This window comes from Bacillus sp. FSL K6-0993 (genome assembly GCF_037977205.1).
Taxonomy (GTDB): Bacteria; Bacillota; Bacilli; order Bacillales; family Bacillaceae; genus Bacillus; species Bacillus subtilis.
This window is the reverse complement of record NZ_CP150275.1, coordinates 2,636,612-2,660,014: the sequence shown is the minus strand read 5'-3', so window position 1 is coordinate 2,660,014 and position 23,403 is coordinate 2,636,612. Positions and strand designations below refer to the sequence as shown.

The following is a 23,403-nucleotide window of genomic DNA, read 5'->3' as shown; positions in this document are numbered from 1 at the left end:
GCCAAACCAAAGCCGGAGCTATACTGCTCCGGTTTTTTTCTGCTTTATGCAGGCCTCTTTTTGTAATAAATTGCCGAAATACAATGAATCATGTAGTATAAGAGCTGATGGGAGGAGACCTAATGTATATCAATCAGCAAAAAAAATCGTTTTTTAATAAAAAAAGAATCATACTGTCTTCCATTGTTGTGCTGTTTCTCATCATTGGCGGGGCATTTTTATATGGGAAATCATTGCTTGAACCTGTTGAAAAAGACAGTAAAACGACAGTTAATATTAACATTCCGAGCGGTTCTTCTGTTTCAGCCATCGCATCGATATTAAAGAAAAATGATGTCATAAAAAGCGAGAAGGCGTTTCAGTACTATGTGAAATATAAAGGTGCTTCCGGGTTTCAGGCCGGATTCTACCATCTGAATAAAGGTATGGATTTAGATGCCATTATTCAGAAGCTGACAAGCGGGGCTACAGGCTACGCTTTTCAAATCACAGTGACTGAGGGAGCACAGCTGACCCAAATCGCGGCTGCTATTGCTGATGAAACAAATTACTCTAAAAAACAAGTCATAGCGAAGCTGGACGATGAAACATTTATCAATCAGCTGAAGAAAGAATTCCCGGACACTGTGACAAATGATGTTTTCAATAAAAACATTAAGCACCCGCTTGAAGGGTACCTATTCCCGGCTACATACCCTTTTAACGATCCGGACACATCACTTGAAGACATTATCAAGGCAATGATAAAGCAGACAAATTCTTATGTGGAAACATATAAATCAGAAATGAAGAAAAACAAACTTTCTGTGCATAAGCTGCTGACGATGGCTTCTTTGATAGAAGAAGAAGCGACTGAAAAAGCCGACCGCCATAAAATTGCGAGCGTCTTTTATAACCGCCTGAAAAAGAAAATGCCGCTCCAAACAGATCCGACCGTGCTGTACGCGGCAGGCAAGCATAAAGATCGGGTTCTTTATAAGGATCTGGAAATCGATTCACCATACAATACGTATAAAAACACAGGGCTGACGCCAGGTCCGATTGCCAATGCCGGTATGTCGTCATGGGAAGCGGCGCTGCATCCGGATAAAACGGACTATCTGTATTTCTTGGCCAAATCAAATGGTGAGGTCGTATTTACAAAAACGCTAAAAGAGCATAATAAAGCAAAAGAAAAATACATTTCCTCAAAAAACGAGAAATAAAAGGAGAGCAAAAAGCTCTCCTTTTGTTCGCTTTCCGCAAGGTTTTATGATAAAATATATCGGGTTGTTTACCGATGTATCATGATGTATTCAGAGAGTGTCCTGCGCATAAGACTGGGGCACTCCTTTTTAGAACGGGAGGCTGTTTGTAGTGACTGACCGGTATGAACAAATAAATGACTATATAGAAGCATTATTAAAGCCTCGGCCGGATAACGTGAAGAAGCTTGAAGCATATGCAGAAGAACATCATGTCCCGATCATGGAAAAAGCGGGCATGGAGGTGCTGCTTCAAATTTTGTCTGTGAAACAGCCGAAAAAAATACTAGAAATCGGAACGGCCATTGGTTATTCAGCCATTCGAATGGCGCTGGAGCTGCCGTCTGCTGAAATATATACAATTGAACGCAATGAGAAACGGCATGAAGAAGCGGTAAACAATATCAAGGAATTTCAGCTTGATGACCGGATTCATGTTTTTTACGGAGATGCGCTTGAATTAGCCGACGCCGTTCATGTAACTGCGCCTTACGATGTCATTTTTATTGACGCTGCAAAAGGTCAGTATCAAAACTTTTTTCATTTATATGAACCGATGCTTTCACCGGACGGGGTGATTATAACAGACAACGTGCTGTTTAAAGGTCTGGTGGCAGAGGATTACAGCAAAATAGAACCGAAGAGAAGGCGCAGGCTTGTAGCAAAAATTGATGAATATAATCATTGGCTGATGAATCATCCGGATTATCAAACTGCGATTATTCCTGTCGGGGACGGACTTGCGATTAGTAAAAAGAAGAGGTGAACGTCATGAAAAAACCAGAGCTCTTAGTGACGCCGACGAGTACAGCGGACATTTTGCCGCTCATACAGGCTGGGGCAACTGCGTTTTTAGTTGGGGAACAGAGATATGGCTTGAGATTAGCCGGAGAATTTTCTCGTGAAGATATAACAAAAGCCGTAGAGATTGCCCACAAAGAAGGGGCAAAAGTATACGTTGCTGTAAATGCAATTTTCCATAACGATAAAGTGGGTGAGCTTGGCGAATATCTGGCTTTCTTAGCACAAGCCGGTGTCGATGCAGCGGTATTCGGCGATCCTGCCGTGCTGATGGCTGCCCGTGAATCTGCGCCTGATCTGAAGCTTCATTGGAGCACAGAAACGACAGGCACCAACTATTATACATGCAACTACTGGGGACGCAAGGGTGCGGCACGTTCTGTGCTTGCCAGAGAATTAAACATGGACAGCATTGTTGAGATTAAAGAAAATGCTGAAGTCGAAATTGAAATCCAGGTGCATGGAATGACGTGCATGTTCCAATCGAAGCGTTCTTTGATTGGAAACTATTTTGAATATCAGGGCAAAGTCATGGACATTGAAAGAAAGAAAAAAGAATCAGGCATGTTTTTACACGATAAAGAACGTGATAATAAATATCCGATTTTCGAAGATGAAAACGGCACTCACATCATGAGCCCGAACGATGTGTGCATCATTGATGAGCTCGAGGAATTGATAGATGCCGGAATTGATTCTTTCAAGATCGACGGTGTTTTGAAAACGTCTGAATACCTAATAGAAGTCACCAAAATGTACAGAGAAGCAATTGATTTGTGCGTGGAAAACCGTGACGAATACGAAGCGAAAAAAGAAGACTGGATCGAACGCATTGAAAGCATCCAGCCAGTAAACAGAAAAATTGATACCGGATTCTTCTTCAAGGAAACGGTTTATTAATCAAAAGGAGGTTAAGCTATGACTGCCGTAAATGATAATATATCCACAATCGTTAATGGAAAGCGTGTGATTACGAAAAAGCCGGAGCTTCTTGCACCTGCGGGTAATCTTGAAAAGCTGAAAATCGCTGTTCATTACGGAGCGGACGCGGTCTTTATCGGGGGACAGGAATACGGGCTGCGCTCGAATGCCGATAACTTTACGATCGAAGAAATTGCAGAAGGCGTTGAATTCGCAAAGAAATATGGCGCGAAGATCTACGTAACAACGAATATTTTCGCTCATAATGAAAACATGGACGGGCTTGAAGACTATTTAAAAGCGCTTGGAGACGCCAACGTTGCCGGTATTATTGTGGCAGATCCGCTTATTATTGAAACATGCCGCAGAGTGGCGCCGAATGTTGAGGTTCACTTGAGCACACAGCAGTCTCTTTCAAACTGGAAGGCTGTCCAGTTCTGGAAGGAAGAAGGTCTCGACCGCGTCGTGCTGGCACGTGAAACAAGCGCTCTTGAAATCAGAGAAATGAAAGAAAAGGTAGATATCGAAATCGAATCCTTCATTCATGGCGCAATGTGTATTGCATATTCCGGCCGCTGCGTGCTGAGCAATCACATGACAGCTCGGGATTCCAACCGCGGAGGCTGCTGCCAGTCATGCCGCTGGGATTATGATCTCTATCAAACAGACGGTGCCAACGCCGTTGCTTTGTATGGTGAAGAAGATGCACCATTTGCGATGAGCCCGAAAGATTTGAAGCTGATTGAATCCATTCCGAAAATGATTGAAATGGGGATCGACAGCTTAAAGATTGAAGGCCGCATGAAATCCATTCACTATGTAGCAACTGTTGTCAGCGTATACCGCAAAGTAATCGATGCTTATTGCGCTGATCCAGAGAACTTTGTGATTCAAAAAGAATGGCTTGAAGAGCTTGATAAGTGCGCCAACAGGGACACTGCGACAGCTTTCTTTGAAGGAACGCCAGGCTATGAAGAGCAAATGTTCGGCGAACACGCCAAGAAAACGACATATGATTTTGTCGGCTTAGTGCTGAATTATGATGAAGATACACAAATGGTCACGCTTCAGCAGCGCAATTTCTTCAAAAAAGGCGACGAAGTGGAATTTTTCGGTCCAGAAATCGAAAACTTTACACATACGATTGAAACCATTTGGGACGAAGACGGAAATGAGCTAGATGCTGCCCGCCATCCCCTGCAAATTGTCAAATTCAAACTAGACAAAAAGATTTATCCGAGCAACATGATGAGAAAGGGGAAGTAACAGCCCATGGGTAAGAATCCAGTAGTCATTGGAATCGCAGGAGGTTCCGGTTCAGGAAAAACGAGTGTCACACGGTCCATTTATGAACAGTTTAAAGGACACTCAATTTTAATGATCCAGCAGGACCTTTATTATAAAGACCAAAGCCATCTTCCGTTTGAAGAAAGGCTGAACACAAACTATGATCATCCGCTTGCGTTTGATAATGACTATTTAATCGAGCATATTCAGGATCTATTGAATTACCGCCCGATTGAAAAGCCGATTTATGACTATAAGCTTCACACACGTTCAGAAGAAACGGTTCACGTAGAGCCAAAGGATGTTATTATCCTTGAAGGAATTCTTGTTCTTGAAGACAAAAGGCTTCGTGATCTGATGGATATCAAGCTTTATGTTGATACGGACGCTGACTTGCGTATCATCAGACGGATTATGAGAGATATTAATGAGCGCGGACGCTCTATTGATTCTGTCATTGAACAATATGTGTCAGTGGTCCGTCCGATGCATAACCAATTCGTCGAGCCGACGAAACGATACGCTGATATTATTATCCCGGAAGGCGGTCAGAATCACGTCGCAATTGATCTGATGGTCACAAAAATTCAAACCATTCTTGAACAAAACGCGATTTTGTAATACCATAGCATAGACATAAATAACTCTGACCATATTATGTATAGGCAGGAAGGGAATGTGCGAATTCCCTTCTTTCCCTGTTTATAAACGCGAAATATTTGCAGAACGACAAGATTCAGTTTAAGATAAACAGTACCTATATGGGAGAGAAGAACGAGGACTGCCCTGTGTTCTCATTCTTGTATTTTTTAGTTTATGCTCTCATACATAATCGAAGATGTTGAGGGACAACCAGAAGGAGTGAAGGGACATGGCACAAGAGAAAGTTTTTCCTATGACTGCAGAAGGAAAACAAAAACTTGAACAAGAATTAGAATATTTGAAAACGGTTAAACGAAAAGAAGTAGTAGAGCGCATCAAAATTGCGAGAAGCTTCGGAGACCTTTCCGAGAACTCTGAATACGATTCAGCGAAAGAAGAGCAGGCATTTGTAGAGGGCCGCGTGACGACTCTTGAAAATATGATTCGCAATGCGAAAATCATTGAAGATGACGGCGGCTCTAACGTTGTCGGTTTGGGTAAAACCGTCACTTTCGTCGAACTGCCTGACGGTGACGAAGAATCATATACGATCGTCGGAAGCGCGGAAGCTGACCCGTTTGAAGGGAAAATCTCAAACGATTCACCGATCGCAAAAAGCCTCTTGGGCAAAAAAGTAGATGAAGAAGTCACAGTACAAACACCGGGCGGAGAAATGCTCGTGAAAATTGTGAAAATTTCATAATATCTGTTTAGCAGCGAAACACCTCGTCCACAATGTGGGTGAGGTGTTTTTTTATGAAGATATCGAAACGAATGAAGCTGGCAGTCATCGCTTTTTTGATTGTATTTTTTCTGCTTCTGCTGAGGCTTGCAGAAATCCAGCTGTTTTTCACAGAATCATTTTCTAAAAAGAAAATTAATTTGATTCAAGAAAGTGTGAAACAGCGGACGGAGGAAGTGCTCATTTCAGATGGAAGAGGCTCTTTTTTAGATCGAAACGGGCGGGCGCTGACAGGACAAAGCGAGCCTGCGGTTGTTTTGTTCCCTTTTCTGCTGACGCAGGATTGGCCGATCAAAAAAGTTGCGGACATCCTCGGCATGTCTGAAGATGATTTGCGCCAGACACTAGGTAAGGCAAAAAAACCGGTCATTTTGCAGCAAAAGAAAATCAAAACACTTTCAAAACAATCTATCACAAAAATCAATTCTTTGAAATATCCCGGCATTTACGGCGTATATATGGAGAATGAAGACGAGCCCAGCCTTGCTTCACATACCATAGGGAGCACGAACCAAGATCCGGCGCTGCTTCGCAAGAAATATCCTGACAAGGAGAGCCTTCCGATTACAACAGAAATCGGAACAACCGGTTTAGAACGGACATTTGACGAGTTTTTGCTTCCGGAACAAGACACAAAGCTTTTATATCATGTGGACGGAAAAGGAAACCCTTTGTTTGGCATGGACGTCAAATATACAGCTGAAGCCAATACATTTTATCCGCTCCAGGTCAAAACAACGATCGATCAAAGCATTCAAAAAGCGATGGAGGAGGTATTGGATGAACAGGGGCTGAAAAAGGGAGGAGCTGTGCTGCTGGACATCGAAAATAGCAGTGTTCTGGGAATTGTAAGCAAACCAGCTGCGGATGTGTCCCGGCAAAACACACTTCAAAATTATATGCTGACGCCAATCTATCCCGGATCAGTTTTTAAAACAGTCATTGCCGCAGCTGCAATCGAAAATAATATGGTGAAGCCTAGTCAAACCTTTAATTGCAATTTAAACCTGTACGGGGAACCGGGGGACGACAAAGGAACCTTGTCTTTTGATGAAAGTTTTGCCCAAAGCTGTAATTACACATTTACGAGCCTGGCAGAACAATTAATGAAAAAAGACAGCTCGGTTATTGAAGATATGTCCGAGAAGCTGGCTCTCACTGATCGGGCAGGCTGGGAGGGAAAACTGTACCACGAAACCGATTTCCGCCAGCTGTATAACGAAAAAAGCGGCGTGATTTGGGGGGATGAAAAAGACAAATCAGTCAAAAAAGCCATTGCGCAAACAGCAATCGGGCAGAAAAATGTAAAGGTAACGCCGCTGGAGGTAGCCAATATGATGGCGACAATCGCCCGCGGCGGAGAAAAACGGCAGGTGAAAATTGCCGAACAAATTGAGTATAAGAACGGCACAACGCTCGTTACGTTTAAAGATCAGAAGCTCAAAGGGGAAACGATAGACAAATATACGTCACAGCAGCTTCAAAAAATACTGCGGCGGGTGGTAGAATCTCCTTCCGGAACGGGCAGAAGGTTTCAAGATCTTCCGTATACTGTAGCAGGGAAGTCGGGCACAGCTCAGACAGGCAAGCTTTCAAAAGAGAAGGAAACACTCTATGAAAAATGGTTTGCCGGATATTTTCCCGCGGATAAGCCGAAATACGCTCTGGTTGTTTTACACATGGATACACCGGGAGATAAGGCTCTGACAAATTCGGTGTTTTATGATATTGTTAAAAAAGTACACGAAATTGAAATCAATCAGAAATAGAACAACTTCTCAGCACATGTTAAAATATATGCTGAGCCAAGAGGGATAAAGGAGTGCAGAATTATTGAGCAATAATCAATCTCGTTATGAAAATCGTGATAAACGCAGAAAAGCCAATTTAGTGCTTAACATTTTAATCGCAATCGTATCCATACTAATTGTCGTAGTAGCAGCGAATCTCTTCATTAACAGTCCTTCTAGCAAAGATGTCAGCAAGGATTCTGAAACGGCGCAAAAACAGGAATCTCCGGCTTCAGGAAAGACGGAAAAGAAATCGGATGAGGATATAAAAGACAGCAAGAAAGATACATCTGACAGCGAAAAGGATTCTGAGAAGTCTTCTGACTCTGATTCCAAAAAAGATGATTCTTCTTCTAAAAAAGATGACTCTGATTCAGATTCAAGCTCAGATTCAGCCGGTGACGGGCTTAAAGATGCAAAAGTAACAGAAGGCGGCTCATCGAGCGATGTGGAAAAAACGTATGAAAATCCTGACTGGAAAGCAGTCGGAACTGAGCAGACTGGCGAGCATGCCGCTACTTATGATTCAAGCTCACAAGACTGGGCTGAGATGCTGAAAGCCATTTCGTACGCAACTGGTGTCTCAACAGATAACATGACGGTGCTCTGGCTCGGAAATAACGGCAGCCCTCAGGATGCCAAAGGCAAAATTTTGGACAAGGCGACTGGGAATAAATATCAAGTCACGATTACATGGGTCGATGAAAAAGGCTGGAAGCCGACAAAAGTAGAAAAGCTAAAATAAACAAAAGCAGCCGGGTTACAACCGGCTGCTTTTGTTTTAGGCTTCAGCTGCGAAATGAACCACCGCGCTGTACAATATTCGTCCTTCTGCCACAGCAGTTTGGTGTGAAACAGATTTCACCCGGAGCATGATGGCTTTATTGTTTTCAATTTGTGTATTGATTTTCTTTTCAAGCTCCTGCAATGAAGCCGCTTCAAAAAATTCCACTTTGTCTTTAATCAGATCTAATTGAAAATTCATGTCTTGACCCTCCAGCTTTCACAAGTCATATGAAGTATAAGCTTTTTTGCGGTCAATGCGCAATATGAGATGGCATTAAATACACAAAGTGTTTTAGTACCTGCTTTTCAGAAGATGTGGTATTATAGGAACTGTTCCATCATTAATTCATAGTATGCTTATAGGAATGATTAAATATGGAGTGTGACAAATATGGGACGTGAATTTATCCCTCTCTTTGAAGATTGGGCAGCAACTTATGATCAAACAGTACAAGGTTTAGATATTCAGTATAAAGAAGCGTTCAGAGGCTACGATCATATCCTTGATGCCATCGTCAGCAAATCTGGAACGCATGTGTTAGAATTTGGCCCGGGGACCGGGAATTTGACAGCTAAGCTGCTCGATGCAGGCAAAACTGTATTTGGAATCGAACCTTCTCCAGCAATGCGTAAACTGGCTTCTGACAAGCTTTCAGGCAGGACGGAAATCGTTGATGGAGACTTCCTGACATTCCCTGAGCCGCCATTTCAGGCTGATACAATTGTCAGTTCATATGCTTTTCATCATTTGACTGACGAAGAAAAGCGGGCTGCCATAAAGCAATATGGCAAATACCTTCACTTGCATGATAAAATAGTGTTTGCCGATACCGTCTTTGAAGATGCGCAAGCGTATCAACAGGCTATCGATAAAGCCCGTTCTCAAGGCTTCTATCAGCTTGCAAATGATTTAGAGACAGAGCATTATCCTACATTGGATGCGTTGAAAGAAATGTTTACAGCTGAAGGTTTTGCAGTCCGATTCACTCAGCAAAACGACTTCGTGTGGATAATGGAGGCGATCAAACGGTAAAGTGAAGGGAATGTGAATAGATGAGACTAGCAGTCATCGGAGCAATGGAAGAGGAAGTTACCATCCTAAGAAACAAACTTGAAAATGCAAAAACAGAAACGATCGCACACTGTGAATTTACAACAGGCGAATATGAAGGAACTGAAGTGATTCTTTTAAAATCAGGAATTGGAAAAGTAAATGCTGCTATCAGCACAACGCTTCTGCTTGACCGTTACAAGCCTGATTATGTCATTAACACAGGCTCAGCCGGCGGATTTCATCATACATTGAATGTAGGGGATGTCGTTATTTCCACTGACGTTCGCCACCATGATGTAGACGTAACGGCTTTTGACTATGAATACGGCCAAGTGCCGGGCCTTCCGGCTGCTTATGCGGCGGATGAAAAGCTGATCAGCATCACGGAAGAAGCGGTATCTGAACTCGACGGTATTCAGGTTGCAAAAGGAACGATTGCAACAGGCGATTCTTTCATGAACGATCCGAAGCGGGTTGAAGAGGTGCGTGCGAGATTTTCTGATCTGTACGCGGTTGAAATGGAGGCTGCGGCAGTGGCTCAAGTGTGCCATCAATTTAAAACGCCGTTTGTCGTCATCAGAGCGTTATCTGATATCGCAGGAAAAGAATCACATGTTTCATTTGACCAATTTTTAGAGCAGGCGGCTGTCCATTCAACAGAGCTTGTGTTAAAGGTGATCAAACGAATTCATTAAAACGGGGAGAACGTTCTCCTCCGTTTTTCCTAAAAACAACCTCTATTAAGGAGGAGGACATATATGACAGTGATTACGGACATTACTGAGCTGATTGGGAATACACCGCTTCTCCGCTTGAAGAACTTTGATGTTCCAGAAGGAGTCGCGGTGTATGCCAAGCTTGAAATGATGAATCCCGGGGGTAGCATCAAAGACAGACTGGGAGATATGCTGCTTCGTGACGCGCTCGATTCAGGCAAGGTGAAACCTGGCGGAGTGATTATAGAAGCTACAGCAGGCAATACAGGGATCGGCCTTGCGCTAAGTGCCAGAAAATATGGGTTGAAAGCGATTTTCTGTGTCCCTGAACATTTCAGCAGAGAGAAACAGCAAATTATGCAAGCGCTTGGCGCATCAATCATTCATACACCGCGTCAAGACGGAATGCAGGGCGCCATTCAAAAAGCCATTCAGCTGGAGACTGAAATTGAAAATTCTTATTGCGTTTTGCAATTTAAAAACCAAGTAAATCCATCGACTTACTATAAGACGCTTGGACCTGAAATGTGGGAAGCGCTTGACGGGAATATTCATACGTTTGTCGCAGGGGCAGGATCAGGGGGCACGTTCGCAGGAACAGCTTCCTTCTTAAAAGAAAAAAATCCAGCAGTCAAAACGGTGATTGTTGAACCGGAGGGCTCGATTTTAAACGGAGGGGAACCCCACGCTCATAAAACAGAGGGCATCGGCATGGAGTTTATCCCTGATTATATGAATAAGAGCCACTTTGACGAGATCTACACCGTAACGGATGAGAATGCGTTTAGACTTGTGAAAGAAGCGGCAGAAAAAGAAGGACTGCTGATCGGAAGCTCTTCAGGTGCAGCGCTTTATGCGGCATTGGAGGAAGCGAAAAAAGCATCTGCTGGAACTAACATTGTCACAGTATTTCCTGACAGCAGCGATCGATATATCAGCAAACAAATATACGAAGGAGGCATCTGATATGAAGAAAAAAACATTGATGATACATGGCGGAATCACAGGTGATGAGAAAACAGGCGCAGTTTCCGTGCCGATTTATCAAGTAAGCACGTACAAGCAGCCGAAAGCAGGGCAGCATACAGGCTACGAGTATTCAAGAACGGCCAATCCGACTCGAACCGCTCTCGAAGCACTTGTGACAGAACTGGAAAGCGGGGAAGCAGGCTATGCGTTCAGCTCAGGAATGGCTGCCATTACAGCGGTTATGATGCTGTTTAACAGCGGAGATCATGTCGTGTTGACTGATGATGTGTACGGCGGAACATACCGCGTGATGACAAAGGTGCTTAACCGTCTTGGCATTGAATCAACATTTGTCGATACGAGCAGCAGAGAAGAAGTTGAAAAAGCGATTCGCCCTAATACAAAAGCCATTTATATTGAAACACCGACAAACCCGTTGCTCAAAATCACCGACTTGACGCTCATGGCTGATATTGCAAAAAAAGCGGGTGTTCTGCTTATCGTAGACAATACCTTTAACACTCCTTATTTTCAGCAGCCGCTTACTTTAGGCGCTGATATCGTACTTCACAGTGCGACAAAATATCTTGGCGGACACAGTGATGTCGTCGGAGGTTTAGTTGTGACAGCTTCGAAAGAGCTTGGAGAAGAGCTGCATTTTGTGCAAAACTCCACAGGCGGCGTGCTTGGCCCTCAAGATTCCTGGCTGTTAATGAGAGGAATCAAAACGTTGGGACTCAGAATGGAAGCGATCGATCAAAATGCGCGGAAAATCGCAAGCTTTCTTGAGAATCACCCTGCTGTCCAAACGTTATATTATCCTGGTTCTTCAAATCATCCCGAACATGAGCTTGCAAAAAGGCAAGGATCTGGCTTCGGCGGCATGATCTCCTTTGATATTGGCAGTGAAGAACGGGTTGATGCGTTTTTAGGAAAACTGAAACTGTTTACCATTGCTGAAAGCCTGGGGGCGGTTGAAAGCTTAATTTCTGTTCCTGCAAGAATGACACATGCCTCTATTCCGAGAGAACGCCGGCTTGAGCTCGGCATTACGGACGGCTTGATCAGAATTTCTGTAGGAATTGAAGATGCGGAAGACTTGTTGGAAGATATCGGCCAAGCGCTTGAAAATATATAACAAATGGATAGAATTACTTTCTCTGTAAGCCGCCGGATTATATTATAATAGTCGTATACTATGAATCTGGCAGGTGATTCTTTTGAACAAAAATAGAATGAAATCTTTAAAAGAAGACTACAAGCATTTTGCTTTTACATTGCTTGCAGTCAGCACTTTTTTATATATAGGCGCAGTTCTCCCTGATCAAGGCTTAACATTAGGCCAGAAATCGACGATGTTTTTAGCGGATTGCGTATTTTTAGCCGGTGCCTTCTTTTGCGCTGACCGTTCACTTATTTACAAGAAGCGTTTGGAAGAAGCCGACGAATAAAAAAACAGCCATCATCAGCGATGGCTGTTTTTCTGTTATTGTTCTCGAAGTTCTTTTCCCATGCCTTTTAAAAACTGAAGGCCGAAGCCGACGGCTCTGTTGATGTCAGGATCGTTCATTGCTTTTAACAGGTCGAGAATCCCGACTTTCTTGTCTTCTTTTAAAAAGCTTTGTGCCTGTTCAGTCCCAGCCATTACACTTTCTAAAAGCTTTGCTGTAAACTCAGGATCGGCTTTTGTCAATGCGCCTCCGGCGGCCATCATCGTGTTGATGAGGTTGGTGACAGGCTCCCGGGAAACTTGGCCAAGTGCAATCTTGGCAATGTCTTCCTTCGCTCTGAGCATGCTTGTTGCCGCATCAAAAATTCCAAGATCATTGAGTTCATTCATTAACGTCATCGTTTTAGAGACGGCGTCCTCATTTTCCGCCAGCAGCTCTTTCAGTTCTTCTATTTTTTCAAGCTTAATTTGCTCAGCTGTTTTTGTTTCTTTTTTGATCGTCGTAATCGGAGTGGCCATTCGTTTTCCTCCTATCGTTTAATCAGTCAGATGGACATAGCCAGGACGGTTCCATTTTCTTTCTGCTTCGACTCCGTTTTGCGGATGCCGTTTTTTGTTGCGCGGATTTGTTTTTGGAAGCGGCGCTGTTTCACAGCCGCCAAGCACTTCCATGCGGACCTTTGTCTGTTTATAAGCAGGCGTGTTCGTCCGTTTATCAGCTGCAGGGCCCGTCAAGAAGTTAATCGCTGACTCCTTGTCTGTCGAGTTCATTGGCAGATAGAGTTCATTTTTCCGTACCCGGTCTGTGATCAGCGCGTTCAATTTGACTGCTCCGAACGGAGAAACGAGCCGTACAAGCGAACCGTCACAAACACCTCGCTCTTGTGCAAGCTCAGGTGAGATCTCAACGAATACATTCGGCACTTTCGCTTGGATGCCTTTCGATTTATTTGTCATGTTTCCTTCGTGGAAATGCTCCAGCATCCGGCCGTTATTGATATGAAGGTCGTATTCCTCCGGAAATGCCGCTGGCTCGGTCCAATCAGAAAGGGCAAAGCGGGCTTTTTTGTCAGGGAAATTAAATCCGTCTTCATACAGAAGCGGTGTGCTTTCACCTGTGAAGCTGCCCCATAGGAAGCTGTTCCAGCCTTCTAGCACCTCATAGCTTGCTTTGGCAAACAGAGGAGAAAGACTTGCCATTTCAGAGAAAATGTCACTTGGATGGCTGTAAGTCCAATTCGCTCCTAAACGGTTTGCCACCTCTTGAATAATCCACCAGTCCGGTTTTGCGTCACCAAGCGTCGGAAGCGCCTGATACAATCGCTGGACACGGCGTTCTGTGTTGGTAAATGTTCCGTCTTTTTCAAGTGAAGGAGTGGCCGGCAAGACGACATCAGCATATTGAGCTGTTCTTGACAGGAAGATGTCCTGTACCACGAAGAAATCAAGGCTTGATAAAATATCATGCACATGGTTCGCGTTTGAATCGACCAGTGCCATATCCTCACCGACAAGATACATAGCTTTCATTTTTCCTTCTTCAATGGCATGAAGCATTTGAATATTATCTAAACCAGGCTTTCCATCAATCTCGACACCATATGCCTCTTCAAATTTAGCGCGGGCTTTGTCATCTGTAATATGCTGATATCCCGGCAGCCAGCCAGGCAATGTTCCCATATCACATGCTCCTTGCACGTTATTGTGTCCGCGCAGAGGATAAGCGCCGGCACCTGGACGGCGATAGTTGCCCGTAGCGAGAAGCAGGTTTGAAATGGCTGCTGATGTATCAGATCCGCCTGTATTTTGTGTGACACCCATTCCCCAAAGGACACAAGTGCCGTCAGCATCACGAATCATTTCAGCAATTTGAATGATGTTTTCTTTTGAAAGGCCTGTGATGCGTTCTGCATAATCAAGCGTATACGTTTTAAGGGTTTCTTTATAATCTTCAAAGTAATTGACGTTCTCCTCAATAAACGCCTGATCGTGCCAGCCTTGGTCGATCATATATTTCGTAACAGCCATCAGCCAAACTTGGTCTGTGCCTTGTTTAGGGCTGATGAACAGATCAGATCGCTCAGCCATCTCATTTTTACGCAGGTCGGCCACAATCAGTTTTTGACCGTGGAGCTTGTGTGCCCGTTTGACGCGTGTTGCGAGCACCGGGTGTCCTTCCGCCGGATTGGCACCGACAATGATGACGAGGCCTGCTTTGGCGATATCTTTAATCGTGCCGGCGTCACCGCCCATGCCGACAGTGCGGAACAATCCGTCTGTAGCAGGAGACTGGCAGTAGCGTGAGCAATTATCGACGTTGTTTGTTTCAAATACCTGACGCGCTAGTTTTTGAATGACGTAGTTTTCTTCATTTGTAATTTTAGAAGAAGAAATAAACCCGACAGAGCCTTTACCGTACTGTTCTTTAATTGATCCTAATCTGCTTGCGACAAGATCGAGGGCCTCTTCCCAAGAAGATTCCACAAAGGCTCCGTTTTTACGGATTAAAGGCTTTGTGATCCGCTCCTCAGAATTGACGAAATCCCAGCCGAATTTCCCTTTGACACATGTGGAAATCGCGTTAACCGGAGCATCAGAAACAGGCTGGATCTTTAAAATATCCCGTCCTTTTGTCCATACTTCAAATGAACACCCGACACCGCAGAACGTACATACAGTTTTCGTTTTTTTCGTTCTTGTTTCACGCATTGCCGCTTCGACTTCAGAAATGGCAAAAATGCTGCCATACCCCGGTTCAACATTTTTCACGAGATCAATCATCGGTTCCATGACGTCCTCTTTAATGCCTGTCATAAAACCAGCCTGCCCTAGCATTGATTTTTCCATCAGTGCATTACATGGACATACTGTTACACACTGACCGCAGCTGACACAGGAAGATTCATTGATCGAAACTCCCTCATCCCAAATGACGCGAGGGCGTTCGCGTTCCCAGTCGATTGAGAGTGTTTCATTTACCTGAAGGTTTTGACAGACCTCAACACACTGGCCGCAGGCAATACATTGGTTTGGATCATAGCGGTAAAAAGGATGAGACATATCAACCGCGCAAGAAGGATCTTCTTTTGGCGTATATGGGTATTTTTGATGCTCGATCCCCATCATTTCCGCTGTATTATGCAGCGTACAGTTTCCATTGTTGTTATCGCAAACTGTACAATACAGCAAATGATTTTCAAGAAGGCGGTCCATCGCTTCGGTTTGCGCTTCTTTCACTCGATTTCCTGAAAGATCAATAGACATCCCGTTTTCTGCAACCGTCGCGCATGAACGAACCAGCTTGCCGTTTGCCTCTACTATGCAAGTATCACAAGTTTGAATCGGGTCAACCTCTGGTACGTGGCAAATCTGCGGGTACTCAATTCCGTTTTCATTTAAAATATCTAAAATTGTGGCCCCTGCTCGTGCTTGAATTTCTGTTCCGTCTACACGGACACTGATCGACTTAACGTCCATCATATTCATATTCCCCTCCATCTTTCTTTCAAGAAGTCAAAAAAAGCCATGTATAGATACACCTGCCCTTAATTCTAAGAAGGTGTAAACACACATGGCGGAATAGTTCACTAGCAAGTCTTACTAACAGACCAATCCTTGATTTTTATAAAACGATAGACTCATAACAAGATCCTATTACAAATCCATCAACACTGCTTTTATTATAATGTGATATTTATTATAATACAATATGGCAGGAAAATTTTAACCAAGTGAAATGTCCTGAGGGGAACCGGGAAAAGCCTTTATAAGGCAATATCGGAAGGGGTAATCAGCATGTCTAAAAAAATTCATGAATTCAATGATATCATTCGAAAACTTCGCAAAGAATTGTTCGGAAAAGGGCCTGAGAGAATTCATACTGTATTTGTAGAAAACATGGCAGTTTCAACACTATACGGAAATCTGAGTGCAAGCGAGCAGTTTATCGCCCGTACGCCTGAAGGAAGAGAAATGGTACATGCGGCCCGGACAAGCCTAATTCAAGACCTTTATTCCAAACAAACACCGGAAGGAATGGAGGAACTCATGGGAGCTAAGCTAGTCCATTTGTTTTCTGATATTAAAATTGAGGAAAACATCGCTGTATCTGTATTTGTTTTTGACCGAAAAATAGATGAGCAAAAAGAAGCTCTGCAAAGCTAGTATATTTGTCATTGACACAAATTTGTCACATTTGATATGATGTTGCTACAGTTATAGAAGGCTAAAGCAATGGAATGTATGCACGAACTGTATATATTCTCTTTCAATATCTTACATACTGCTTGATATTGTTGTATGGGTATGCATACAAGTTAGGCAGCATTCAAACGCCTGGTTTGACACAGGTTATTTGAGTGCTGCCTTTTTTATTGCCTTTCTTGCATAACTGTGAGAAAAGAAGAAGTAATGGAGGCGTTTAATTATGGCTTTTCGAAAACCGGATGAAATAGCGGAAGCAGCAATTGAAGCAGGGATGAAAAAAATAAAGCTCCCGCTGCCGTCACTGCTTGTGCTGGGGTTTTTAGGCGGTGCATTTATCGCGCTTGGGTATTTGCTTGATATCAGGGTAATCGGCGATCTTCCGAAAGAATGGGGGAGCCTGTCCAGTTTGATTGGTGCAGCAGTATTTCCAGTCGGTCTGATCCTTGTCGTTCTCGCTGGCGCTGAACTGATCACAGGCAATATGATGTCAGTTGCGATGGCGTTATTCTCGAGAAAAATATCAGTAAAAGAGTTGGCGATTAACTGGGGAATCGTCACAATTATGAACTTAATCGGCGCATTGTTTGTTGCGTACTTTTTCGGGCATTTGGTTGGATTGACTGAAACAGGTCCCTATTTAGAAAAAACGATTGCCGTTGCCCAAGGAAAGCTCGATATGAGCTTTGGCAAGGTTCTCATTTCCGGCATCGGCTGTAACTGGCTTGTATGTCTTGCAGTGTGGCTTTCTTTCGGCGCCCAAGACGCAGCAGGAAAAATCCTTGGCATCTGGTTCCCAATCATGGCTTTTGTGGCTATCGGATTTCAGCACGTTGTCGCCAACATGTTTGTGATTCCTGCTGCCATTTTTGCAGGCTCATTCACGTGGGGGCAGTTCATCGGAAACATCATTCCGGCTTTTATCGGTAATGTCATCGGCGGAGCTGTATTTGTGGGTCTCATTTATTTTATTGCATATCATAAGAAAGACCGCTCCAGAAAAGAAATGAAGCAGGTGTCATGACCAACGGGCAAATCCATTCGATGATTTGCACAATTTCCGTCCATTTTTAGAAAAAGATGTTTACAAAATGGAATTTGGTGGATATACTTACAAAGTAAGAAAAAAGCAAAGGAGGCTGAACCAAAATGACAATGAGACAACGACGTCAACCTGTACGTGATACACATGTAAAAGTTCATGGTTTATTCAGCCTGTGGAAGAGTTCGTGTCCTTCCTTAACCGATGCTTATCGCACGCATTAAATTCGGAATAGTCGGACATACGCAACTCCCCGCAGGCAGTAGAGGCATTGGTGTCTTCTTTTGTCTGCGGTTTTTATTTGCCCGCAGCAGAAGGGGTGTGCCGCGGGTTATTTCGCTTGTGCGGACTTTGAAAGGGGGTGAGCGATATGACGATTAACCTATTCTTTTTAACGTTAACGATTAAAAAACGGTTTAAAAGCCTGGAAGAATTCGAACGAGAACAGCAGATTGAGCAGATTTATGATGAAATGAAAGAGTCTCAGTTAAAGCATCTTTATTTAACAAACTGGCGCTAAAAGCAACGAAAAAAACTGAAGGGGGAATGGCATATGCTTAGAATGGAATTATTGATGCATTATACAATGGAGAAGGACCAAGTTTAGCGAAACAGCTGTCAAGAAAATGCCTGCCTGCATACAATAAATCAACGTTACTGTGAGGCAGGTGATGGCATGATGAACGATTATCAAAAAAGGCTGCCGTCGATTGGCCATGGTTATGCGTCCATGCCGCATTCCTTCAAACATGGTTATGGAAATCCATTCCGACAGCAGAGGCTGATGGCAATGCAGCAGCAAAGGCTGTATGTATTCCCTTATCATTGGCATTAGAAAGAGGGCAGAAAACATTTTGTTTTCTGCTTTTTTTGCGGAAAAAAATGAAAAAGTTTAGTTCTATTGAAACATTTTTCAATACATTGCCGTCTAGTTGGTACCTTCCTTCACTTTTAGAATGAAGATGATGTTTATTTTTTGAATATAATAAATAAACATAGGAAACCAAAAGCAGGTGTTTAAAATGCTAGAAAATAGACTCTATAAACGATCGGATTTTTGGAAATTATTTTCTCGGAAATATAAGCTAACCAAAACAATTGAGCATATGATGATTGACTCTATAGATATACAAGGAAATGACAGAATTTTAGAAATTGGAATTGGAAATGGCACTGTCTTTAAAAGCATAACCAAGAAACTAGAAAAGGGAAGCCTAAAAAGCATTGATCCTTCAAAACGAAAGGTAAGACAGATATCACGTGCGAATCGAAAGAACATGGGGAACGGGGAGGTTTGTCATGGCTGTCCAGAGGACATTCCCTTTGATGACCGTACCTTTAATAAAGTCTTTTCTTTACATACGGTTCAAAGCTGCACCGATATTAGGCTTGCATTAAGAGAAATTTACAGGGTGCTTCAAATTGACGGCCGGTTTTATATCAGTATTGACACAAATACCGGTGAAAAAGAGAAAACGTATATTCAACTGCTGAAAGACCAGCATTTCAGGGATCTTTCTGTTATCAGGCGTGATTCCTGTCTATGTATTGTGGCTGTTAAATAAAAAATTTCTCGGGAAATATATCCAAGATCCTCGCATTAGGATTTGGGTATATTTTCTTAATTTTTTATTTTTTGCATATACTTTATATTAAAAAAAGTTTTTTTCATATAAACTTATAACAGAAGAAAGAACAAAGAGGTGATATCAGACAGGGCAGACATTCTTTGTGAACAAAAGGAATGAATATTCATTCCGCAAACGAATCGGAGGTTGTCAGATTACATGTTATCCGCATCCAGCAGTAAATACGACATGATTATGAAAGCGTCGGTCTCACTTTTTACGGAAAGGGGTTTTGACGCTACCACTATTCCTATGATAGCTGAACGTGCTCATGTAGGGACAGGAACGATCTATCGTTATTTTGACAGCAAAGAAACACTCGTCAACGTACTGTTTCAAGAAAGCATCCAGCGATTTACGGAAAAACTGAAGCAAGACGTTTCAGAATTGCCTGTCAGAGAAGGCTTTCACCACGTATTTTGCTGTCTCGTTCAGTTTACGAAAGAGAGCGACTATGCGCTTTTTTTTCTTGAAACCAAAAAAGATGCTCATTACTTAAATCATACAAGCAAAAAAATGATAGAAAATCTGACTCAAATGCTTGATGACTATTTTAATAAGGGAAAAGCGGAAGGCGTGATTCGCAGCCTGCCCTCTAATGTGTTAATTGCGATTGTATTAGGGGCGTTTCTCAAGATATATCAGCTCGTTCAAACAGGTGATATAGAGATGGACACTGATTTAATTACTGAATTGGAACAATGCTGCTGGGACGCCATTAAGCTTCATTCATCACAAAAATAAGGAAAGGGAGATGTTAATGAAACAGGCAAGCGCAATACCTCAGCCCAAAACATACGGACCTTTAAAAAATCTTCCGCATCTGGAGAAAGAACAGCTTTCTCAATCCTTATGGCGGATAGCTGATGAATTGGGACCGATTTTCCGTTTTGATTTTCCGGGAGTATCCAGTGTTTTTGTCTCGGGCCACAATCTTGTGGCTGAAGTGTGTGATGAAAGCCGCTTCGACAAGAACCTTGGCAAAGGCTTGCAAAAGGTGCGTGAGTTCGGGGGAGATGGCTTATTTACAAGCTGGACGCACGAACCGAACTGGCAAAAAGCCCACCGCATTTTGCTGCCGAGTTTTAGTCAAAAAGCGATGAAAGGCTATCATTCTATGATGCTGGATATCGCAACCCAGCTGATTCAAAAGTGGAGCCGGTTAAACCCTAATGAAGAAATTGATGTAGCGGACGATATGACACGTCTGACGCTTGATACAATTGGGTTATGCGGTTTTAACTATCGATTCAACAGCTTTTACCGTGATTCACAGCATCCGTTTATCACCAGTATGCTCCGTGCCTTAAAAGAGGCGATGAATCAATCGAAAAGACTGGGTCTGCAAGATAAGATGATGGTGAAAACGAAGCTGCAGTTCCAAAAGGATATAGAAGTCATGAACTCCCTGGTTGATAGAATGATAGCGGAGCGAAAGGCGAATCCAGATGAAAACATTAAGGATCTCTTGTCTCTCATGCTTTATGCCAAAGATCCAGTAACGGGTGAAACGCTGGATGACGAAAACATTCGATATCAAATCATCACATTTTTAATTGCTGGACATGAGACAACAAGCGGGTTGCTTTCCTTTGCGATTTATTGTCTGCTTACACATCCGGAAAAACTGAAAAAAGCTCAGGAGGAAGCGGATCGCGTGTTAACAGATGACACGCCTGAATATAAACAAATCCAGCAGCTCAAATACATTCGGATGGTATTAAATGAAACCCTCAGACTGTATCCAACAGCTCCGGCTTTTTCTCTATATGCGAAGGAGGATACTGTTCTAGGCGGGGAATATCCGATCAGTAAAGGGCAGCCAGTCACTGTTTTAATTCCAAAACTGCACCGGGATCAAAACGCTTGGGGACCGGATGCGGAAGATTTCCGTCCGGAACGGTTTGAGGATCCTTCAAGTATCCCTCACCATGCGTATAAGCCGTTTGGAAACGGACAGCGCGCTTGTATTGGCATGCAGTTTGCTCTTCAAGAAGCGACAATGGTTCTCGGTCTTGTATTAAAGCATTTTGAATTGATAAACCATACTGGCTATGAACTAAAAATCAAAGAAGCATTAACGATCAAGCCGGATGATTTTAAAATTACTGTGAAACCGCGGAAAACAGCGGCAATCAATGTACAGAGAAAAGAACAGGCAGACATCAAAGCAGAAACAAAGCCAAAAGAAACCAAACCTATACACGGCACACCTTTACTCGTTCTTTACGGTTCAAACCTTGGGACAGCTGAGGGAATAGCCGGTGAACTGGCTGCTCAAGGCCGCCAGATGGGCTTTGCAGCTGAAACGGCTCCGCTTGATGATTATATCGGCAAGCTCCCTGAAGAAGGGGCAGTCGTCATTGTAACGGCTTCTTATAATGGGGCGCCGCCTGATAATGCTGCCGGCTTTGTAGAGTGGCTGAAAGAGCTTAAGGAAGGCCGATTGAAAGGTGTTTCCTATGCGGTATTCGGCTGCGGGAACCGGAGCTGGGCCAGCACGTATCAGCGGATTCCCCGCCTGATTGATGACATGATGAAAGCAAAGGGGGCATCGCGTTTAACAGCGATTGGGGAAGGTGACGCCGCCGATGATTTTGAAAGCCATCGCGAGTCTTGGGAAAACCGCTTCTGGAAGGAAACGATGGACGCATTTGATATTAACGAATTAGACCAGAAAGAAGACAGGCCTTCATTATCGATTACTTTTCTCAGTGAAGCGACGGAAACGCCGGTTGCTAAAGCATATGGCGCCTTTGAAGGGATTGTGTTAGAGAATCGAGAACTCCAGACAGCTGACAGTACGCGTTCAACCCGCCATATTGAATTGGAAATTCCGGATGGTAAAACATATAAAGAAGGCGATCATATCGGAATCCTGCCGAAGAACAGCAGGGAGCTTGTTCAGCGGGTTCTCAGCCGATTCGGTTTGCAGTTCAATCATGTGATAAAAGTAAGCGGAAGCGCTCATATGGCTCATCTGCCGATGGATCGGCCGATCAAAGTAGTAGATTTATTGTCGTCCTATGTAGAGCTGCAGGAACCGGCATCAAGGCTTCAGCTTCGGGAGCTGGCCTCTTATACAGTCTGTCCGCCGCATCAAAAAGAGCTGGAACAGCTCGTTTCAGATGATGGCATTTACAAAGAGCAGGTACTTGCAAAACGTCTTACCATACTTGATTTTTTAGAGGATTATCCTGCCTGCGAAATGCCGTTTGAACGGTTTTTAGCACTTTTGCCATCACTAAAACCGAGATACTATTCCATTTCAAGCTCACCGAAAGTTCATGCAAATATCGTGAGCATGACGGTAGGAGTTGTGAAAGCCTCAGCATGGAGCGGCCGAGGTGAATACCGGGGTGTCGCCTCTAATTATTTAGCAGAATTGAATACAGGTGATGCAGCAGCCTGTTTCATTCGTACGCCGCAGTCCGGATTCCAGATGCCGGATGACCCTGAAACGCCTATGATTATGGTCGGGCCGGGCACAGGAATTGCGCCATTCAGGGGCTTTATTCAGGCAAGATCGGTTTTGAAGAAGGAAGGAAGCACCCTTGGTGAAGCACTTTTATACTTCGGCTGCCGCCGCCCGGACCATGACGACCTTTACAGAGAAGAGCTGGATCAAGCGGAACAGGACGGTTTGGTCACAATCCGCCGATGCTACTCGCGCGTCGAAAACGAACCAAAAGAATATGTCCAGCACTTGCTCAAGCAAGATACGCAGAAATTGATGACACTCATTGAAAAAGGGGCTCATATTTACGTATGCGGTGATGGATCGCAAATGGCTCCTGATGTAGAGAAAACTTTGCGATTGGCGTATGAAGCTGAAAAAGGAGCAAGTCAGGAAGAATCAGCTGAATGGCTGCAAAAGCTGCAAGATCAAAAACGTTATGTAAAAGACGTTTGGACAGGAATGTAAAACATAAAATCCCGCCAATCTGATTGGCGGGATTGCTTTGCATGTGAGAAAACCGGCACGATAATGAAATCTACTGAAAAGGATGTTATAGGGAGTATCGCGCCGGTCTTATTGTTAATATCGGCAAACAGGGACGAAAGTTTATGTTTTTTGCCTTATTTTTAAAAATAAATAGTCTTAAAGTCTCGTTTATTGCAATTTTA

At 43.5% G+C, this 23,403-nt stretch carries 23 protein-coding genes; 20 read left to right on the top strand and 3 right to left on the bottom strand.

Features of this window, described 5'->3' with window-relative positions; genetic code table 11:
• The first annotated feature begins 122 nt into the window (after positions 1 to 122).
• The 8 genes from mltG to MHH79_RS13880 all read left to right on the top strand — a co-directional run bounded on the left by mltG (position 123) and on the right by MHH79_RS13880 (position 8,172).
• Entirely contained in the window at positions 123 to 1,205 is a 1,083-nt protein-coding gene (gene mltG / locus MHH79_RS13915; protein ID WP_047182954.1) for an endolytic transglycosylase MltG, read from the top strand.
• Between the two features lie 151 nt (positions 1,206 to 1,356).
• Complete coding sequence (locus MHH79_RS13910; protein ID WP_014480416.1) at positions 1,357 to 2,010, top strand: O-methyltransferase; 654 nt, start codon at positions 1,357 to 1,359, stop codon at positions 2,008 to 2,010.
• 5 nt (positions 2,011 to 2,015) lie between these two features.
• Positions 2,016 to 2,945 carry a peptidase U32 family protein gene (locus MHH79_RS13905; RefSeq protein ID WP_100506508.1) on the top strand — a complete coding sequence of 310 codons (930 nt, stop codon included), beginning with the start codon at positions 2,016 to 2,018 and terminating at the stop codon, positions 2,943 to 2,945.
• Positions 2,946 to 2,963: 18 nt separating this feature from the next.
• Positions 2,964 to 4,232 (top strand): U32 family peptidase, encoded by a 1,269-nt coding sequence (locus MHH79_RS13900; protein WP_015384226.1) that lies wholly within the window; start codon positions 2,964 to 2,966, stop codon positions 4,230 to 4,232.
• A 6-nt stretch (positions 4,233 to 4,238) separates the two neighbouring features.
• Positions 4,239 to 4,874 carry a uridine kinase gene (udk, locus tag MHH79_RS13895; protein WP_003225916.1) on the top strand — a complete coding sequence of 212 codons (636 nt, stop codon included), beginning with the start codon at positions 4,239 to 4,241 and terminating at the stop codon, positions 4,872 to 4,874.
• 250 nt (positions 4,875 to 5,124) lie between these two features.
• Positions 5,125 to 5,598 (top strand): transcription elongation factor GreA, encoded by a 474-nt coding sequence (greA, locus tag MHH79_RS13890; protein WP_004399078.1) that lies wholly within the window; start codon positions 5,125 to 5,127, stop codon positions 5,596 to 5,598.
• A gap of 53 nt (positions 5,599 to 5,651) precedes the next feature.
• Positions 5,652 to 7,406, top strand: coding sequence for a penicillin-binding protein 2 (locus tag MHH79_RS13885; protein WP_100506509.1), 1,755 nt, complete (start codon positions 5,652 to 5,654; stop codon positions 7,404 to 7,406).
• A 64-nt stretch (positions 7,407 to 7,470) separates the two neighbouring features.
• The gene (locus MHH79_RS13880) at positions 7,471 to 8,172 is read left to right on the top strand and encodes a YrrS family protein (RefSeq protein WP_003246156.1); all 702 of its coding nucleotides are present in this window, start codon (positions 7,471 to 7,473) and stop codon (positions 8,170 to 8,172) included.
• A gap of 36 nt (positions 8,173 to 8,208) precedes the next feature.
• Here the strand turns inward: MHH79_RS13880 and MHH79_RS13875 are convergent, their stop codons facing one another.
• Positions 8,209 to 8,412, bottom strand: a complete 204-nt coding sequence (locus MHH79_RS13875) for a YrzA family protein (RefSeq protein ID WP_014477495.1) — start codon at positions 8,410 to 8,412, stop codon at positions 8,209 to 8,211.
• A gap of 192 nt (positions 8,413 to 8,604) precedes the next feature.
• Between MHH79_RS13875 and MHH79_RS13870 the strand changes: the two genes are divergently transcribed.
• From MHH79_RS13870 to MHH79_RS13850, 5 genes are all read left to right on the top strand, one after another.
• On the top strand, positions 8,605 to 9,246 hold the full coding sequence (locus MHH79_RS13870; protein WP_015384223.1) for a class I SAM-dependent methyltransferase: 642 nt from the start codon (positions 8,605 to 8,607) through the stop codon (positions 9,244 to 9,246).
• Between the two features lie 20 nt (positions 9,247 to 9,266).
• Positions 9,267 to 9,962 carry a 5'-methylthioadenosine/S-adenosylhomocysteine nucleosidase gene (gene mtnN, locus MHH79_RS13865; protein ID WP_009967881.1) on the top strand — a complete coding sequence of 232 codons (696 nt, stop codon included), beginning with the start codon at positions 9,267 to 9,269 and terminating at the stop codon, positions 9,960 to 9,962.
• Positions 9,963 to 10,025: 63 nt separating this feature from the next.
• Entirely contained in the window at positions 10,026 to 10,949 is a 924-nt protein-coding gene (locus MHH79_RS13860; protein ID WP_063335512.1) for an O-acetylserine dependent cystathionine beta-synthase, read from the top strand.
• 1 nt (position 10,950) lies between these two features.
• The gene (locus MHH79_RS13855; protein WP_063335511.1) at positions 10,951 to 12,090 is read left to right on the top strand and encodes a bifunctional cystathionine gamma-lyase/homocysteine desulfhydrase; all 1,140 of its coding nucleotides are present in this window, start codon (positions 10,951 to 10,953) and stop codon (positions 12,088 to 12,090) included.
• A gap of 82 nt (positions 12,091 to 12,172) precedes the next feature.
• Entirely contained in the window at positions 12,173 to 12,403 is a 231-nt protein-coding gene (locus MHH79_RS13850) for a YrhC family protein (protein WP_003237358.1), read from the top strand.
• Positions 12,404 to 12,438: 35 nt separating this feature from the next.
• On the opposite strand, the gene MHH79_RS13845 is transcribed toward MHH79_RS13850, so the two are convergent.
• Positions 12,439 to 12,921, bottom strand: a complete 483-nt coding sequence (locus MHH79_RS13845) for a DUF1641 domain-containing protein (protein ID WP_003246168.1) — start codon at positions 12,919 to 12,921, stop codon at positions 12,439 to 12,441.
• A gap of 18 nt (positions 12,922 to 12,939) precedes the next feature.
• Positions 12,940 to 15,882, bottom strand: a complete 2,943-nt coding sequence (gene fdhF / locus MHH79_RS13840; protein WP_100506543.1) for a formate dehydrogenase subunit alpha — start codon at positions 15,880 to 15,882, stop codon at positions 12,940 to 12,942.
• A 315-nt stretch (positions 15,883 to 16,197) separates the two neighbouring features.
• Between fdhF and MHH79_RS13835 the strand changes: the two genes are divergently transcribed.
• The 7 genes from MHH79_RS13835 (at position 16,198) to cypB (ending at position 23,200) form a co-directional block, all read left to right on the top strand.
• A complete protein-coding gene (locus tag MHH79_RS13835; RefSeq protein WP_004398508.1) occupies positions 16,198 to 16,566 on the top strand; it encodes a DUF2294 domain-containing protein in 369 nt (122 codons plus the stop codon).
• A 262-nt stretch (positions 16,567 to 16,828) separates the two neighbouring features.
• Positions 16,829 to 17,629 carry a formate/nitrite transporter family protein gene (locus tag MHH79_RS13830; protein WP_024572080.1) on the top strand — a complete coding sequence of 267 codons (801 nt, stop codon included), beginning with the start codon at positions 16,829 to 16,831 and terminating at the stop codon, positions 17,627 to 17,629.
• Between the two features lie 388 nt (positions 17,630 to 18,017).
• Positions 18,018 to 18,167: a YrzI family small protein gene (locus tag MHH79_RS13825; protein WP_004399102.1), complete on the top strand. Its 150-nt coding sequence runs from the start codon at positions 18,018 to 18,020 to the stop codon at positions 18,165 to 18,167.
• A 156-nt stretch (positions 18,168 to 18,323) separates the two neighbouring features.
• Positions 18,324 to 18,482, top strand: coding sequence for a hypothetical protein (locus tag MHH79_RS13820; RefSeq protein WP_003229817.1), 159 nt, complete (start codon positions 18,324 to 18,326; stop codon positions 18,480 to 18,482).
• Between the two features lie 187 nt (positions 18,483 to 18,669).
• Complete coding sequence (locus MHH79_RS13815) at positions 18,670 to 19,212, top strand: methyltransferase domain-containing protein (RefSeq protein ID WP_063335508.1); 543 nt, start codon at positions 18,670 to 18,672, stop codon at positions 19,210 to 19,212.
• Between the two features lie 222 nt (positions 19,213 to 19,434).
• The gene (fatR, locus tag MHH79_RS13810; RefSeq protein WP_021480200.1) at positions 19,435 to 20,019 is read left to right on the top strand and encodes a transcriptional regulator FatR; all 585 of its coding nucleotides are present in this window, start codon (positions 19,435 to 19,437) and stop codon (positions 20,017 to 20,019) included.
• Positions 20,020 to 20,035: 16 nt separating this feature from the next.
• On the top strand, positions 20,036 to 23,200 hold the full coding sequence (cypB, locus tag MHH79_RS13805; RefSeq protein ID WP_100506510.1) for a bifunctional cytochrome P450/NADPH--P450 reductase CypB: 3,165 nt from the start codon (positions 20,036 to 20,038) through the stop codon (positions 23,198 to 23,200).
• Positions 23,201 to 23,403 lie beyond the last annotated feature (203 nt).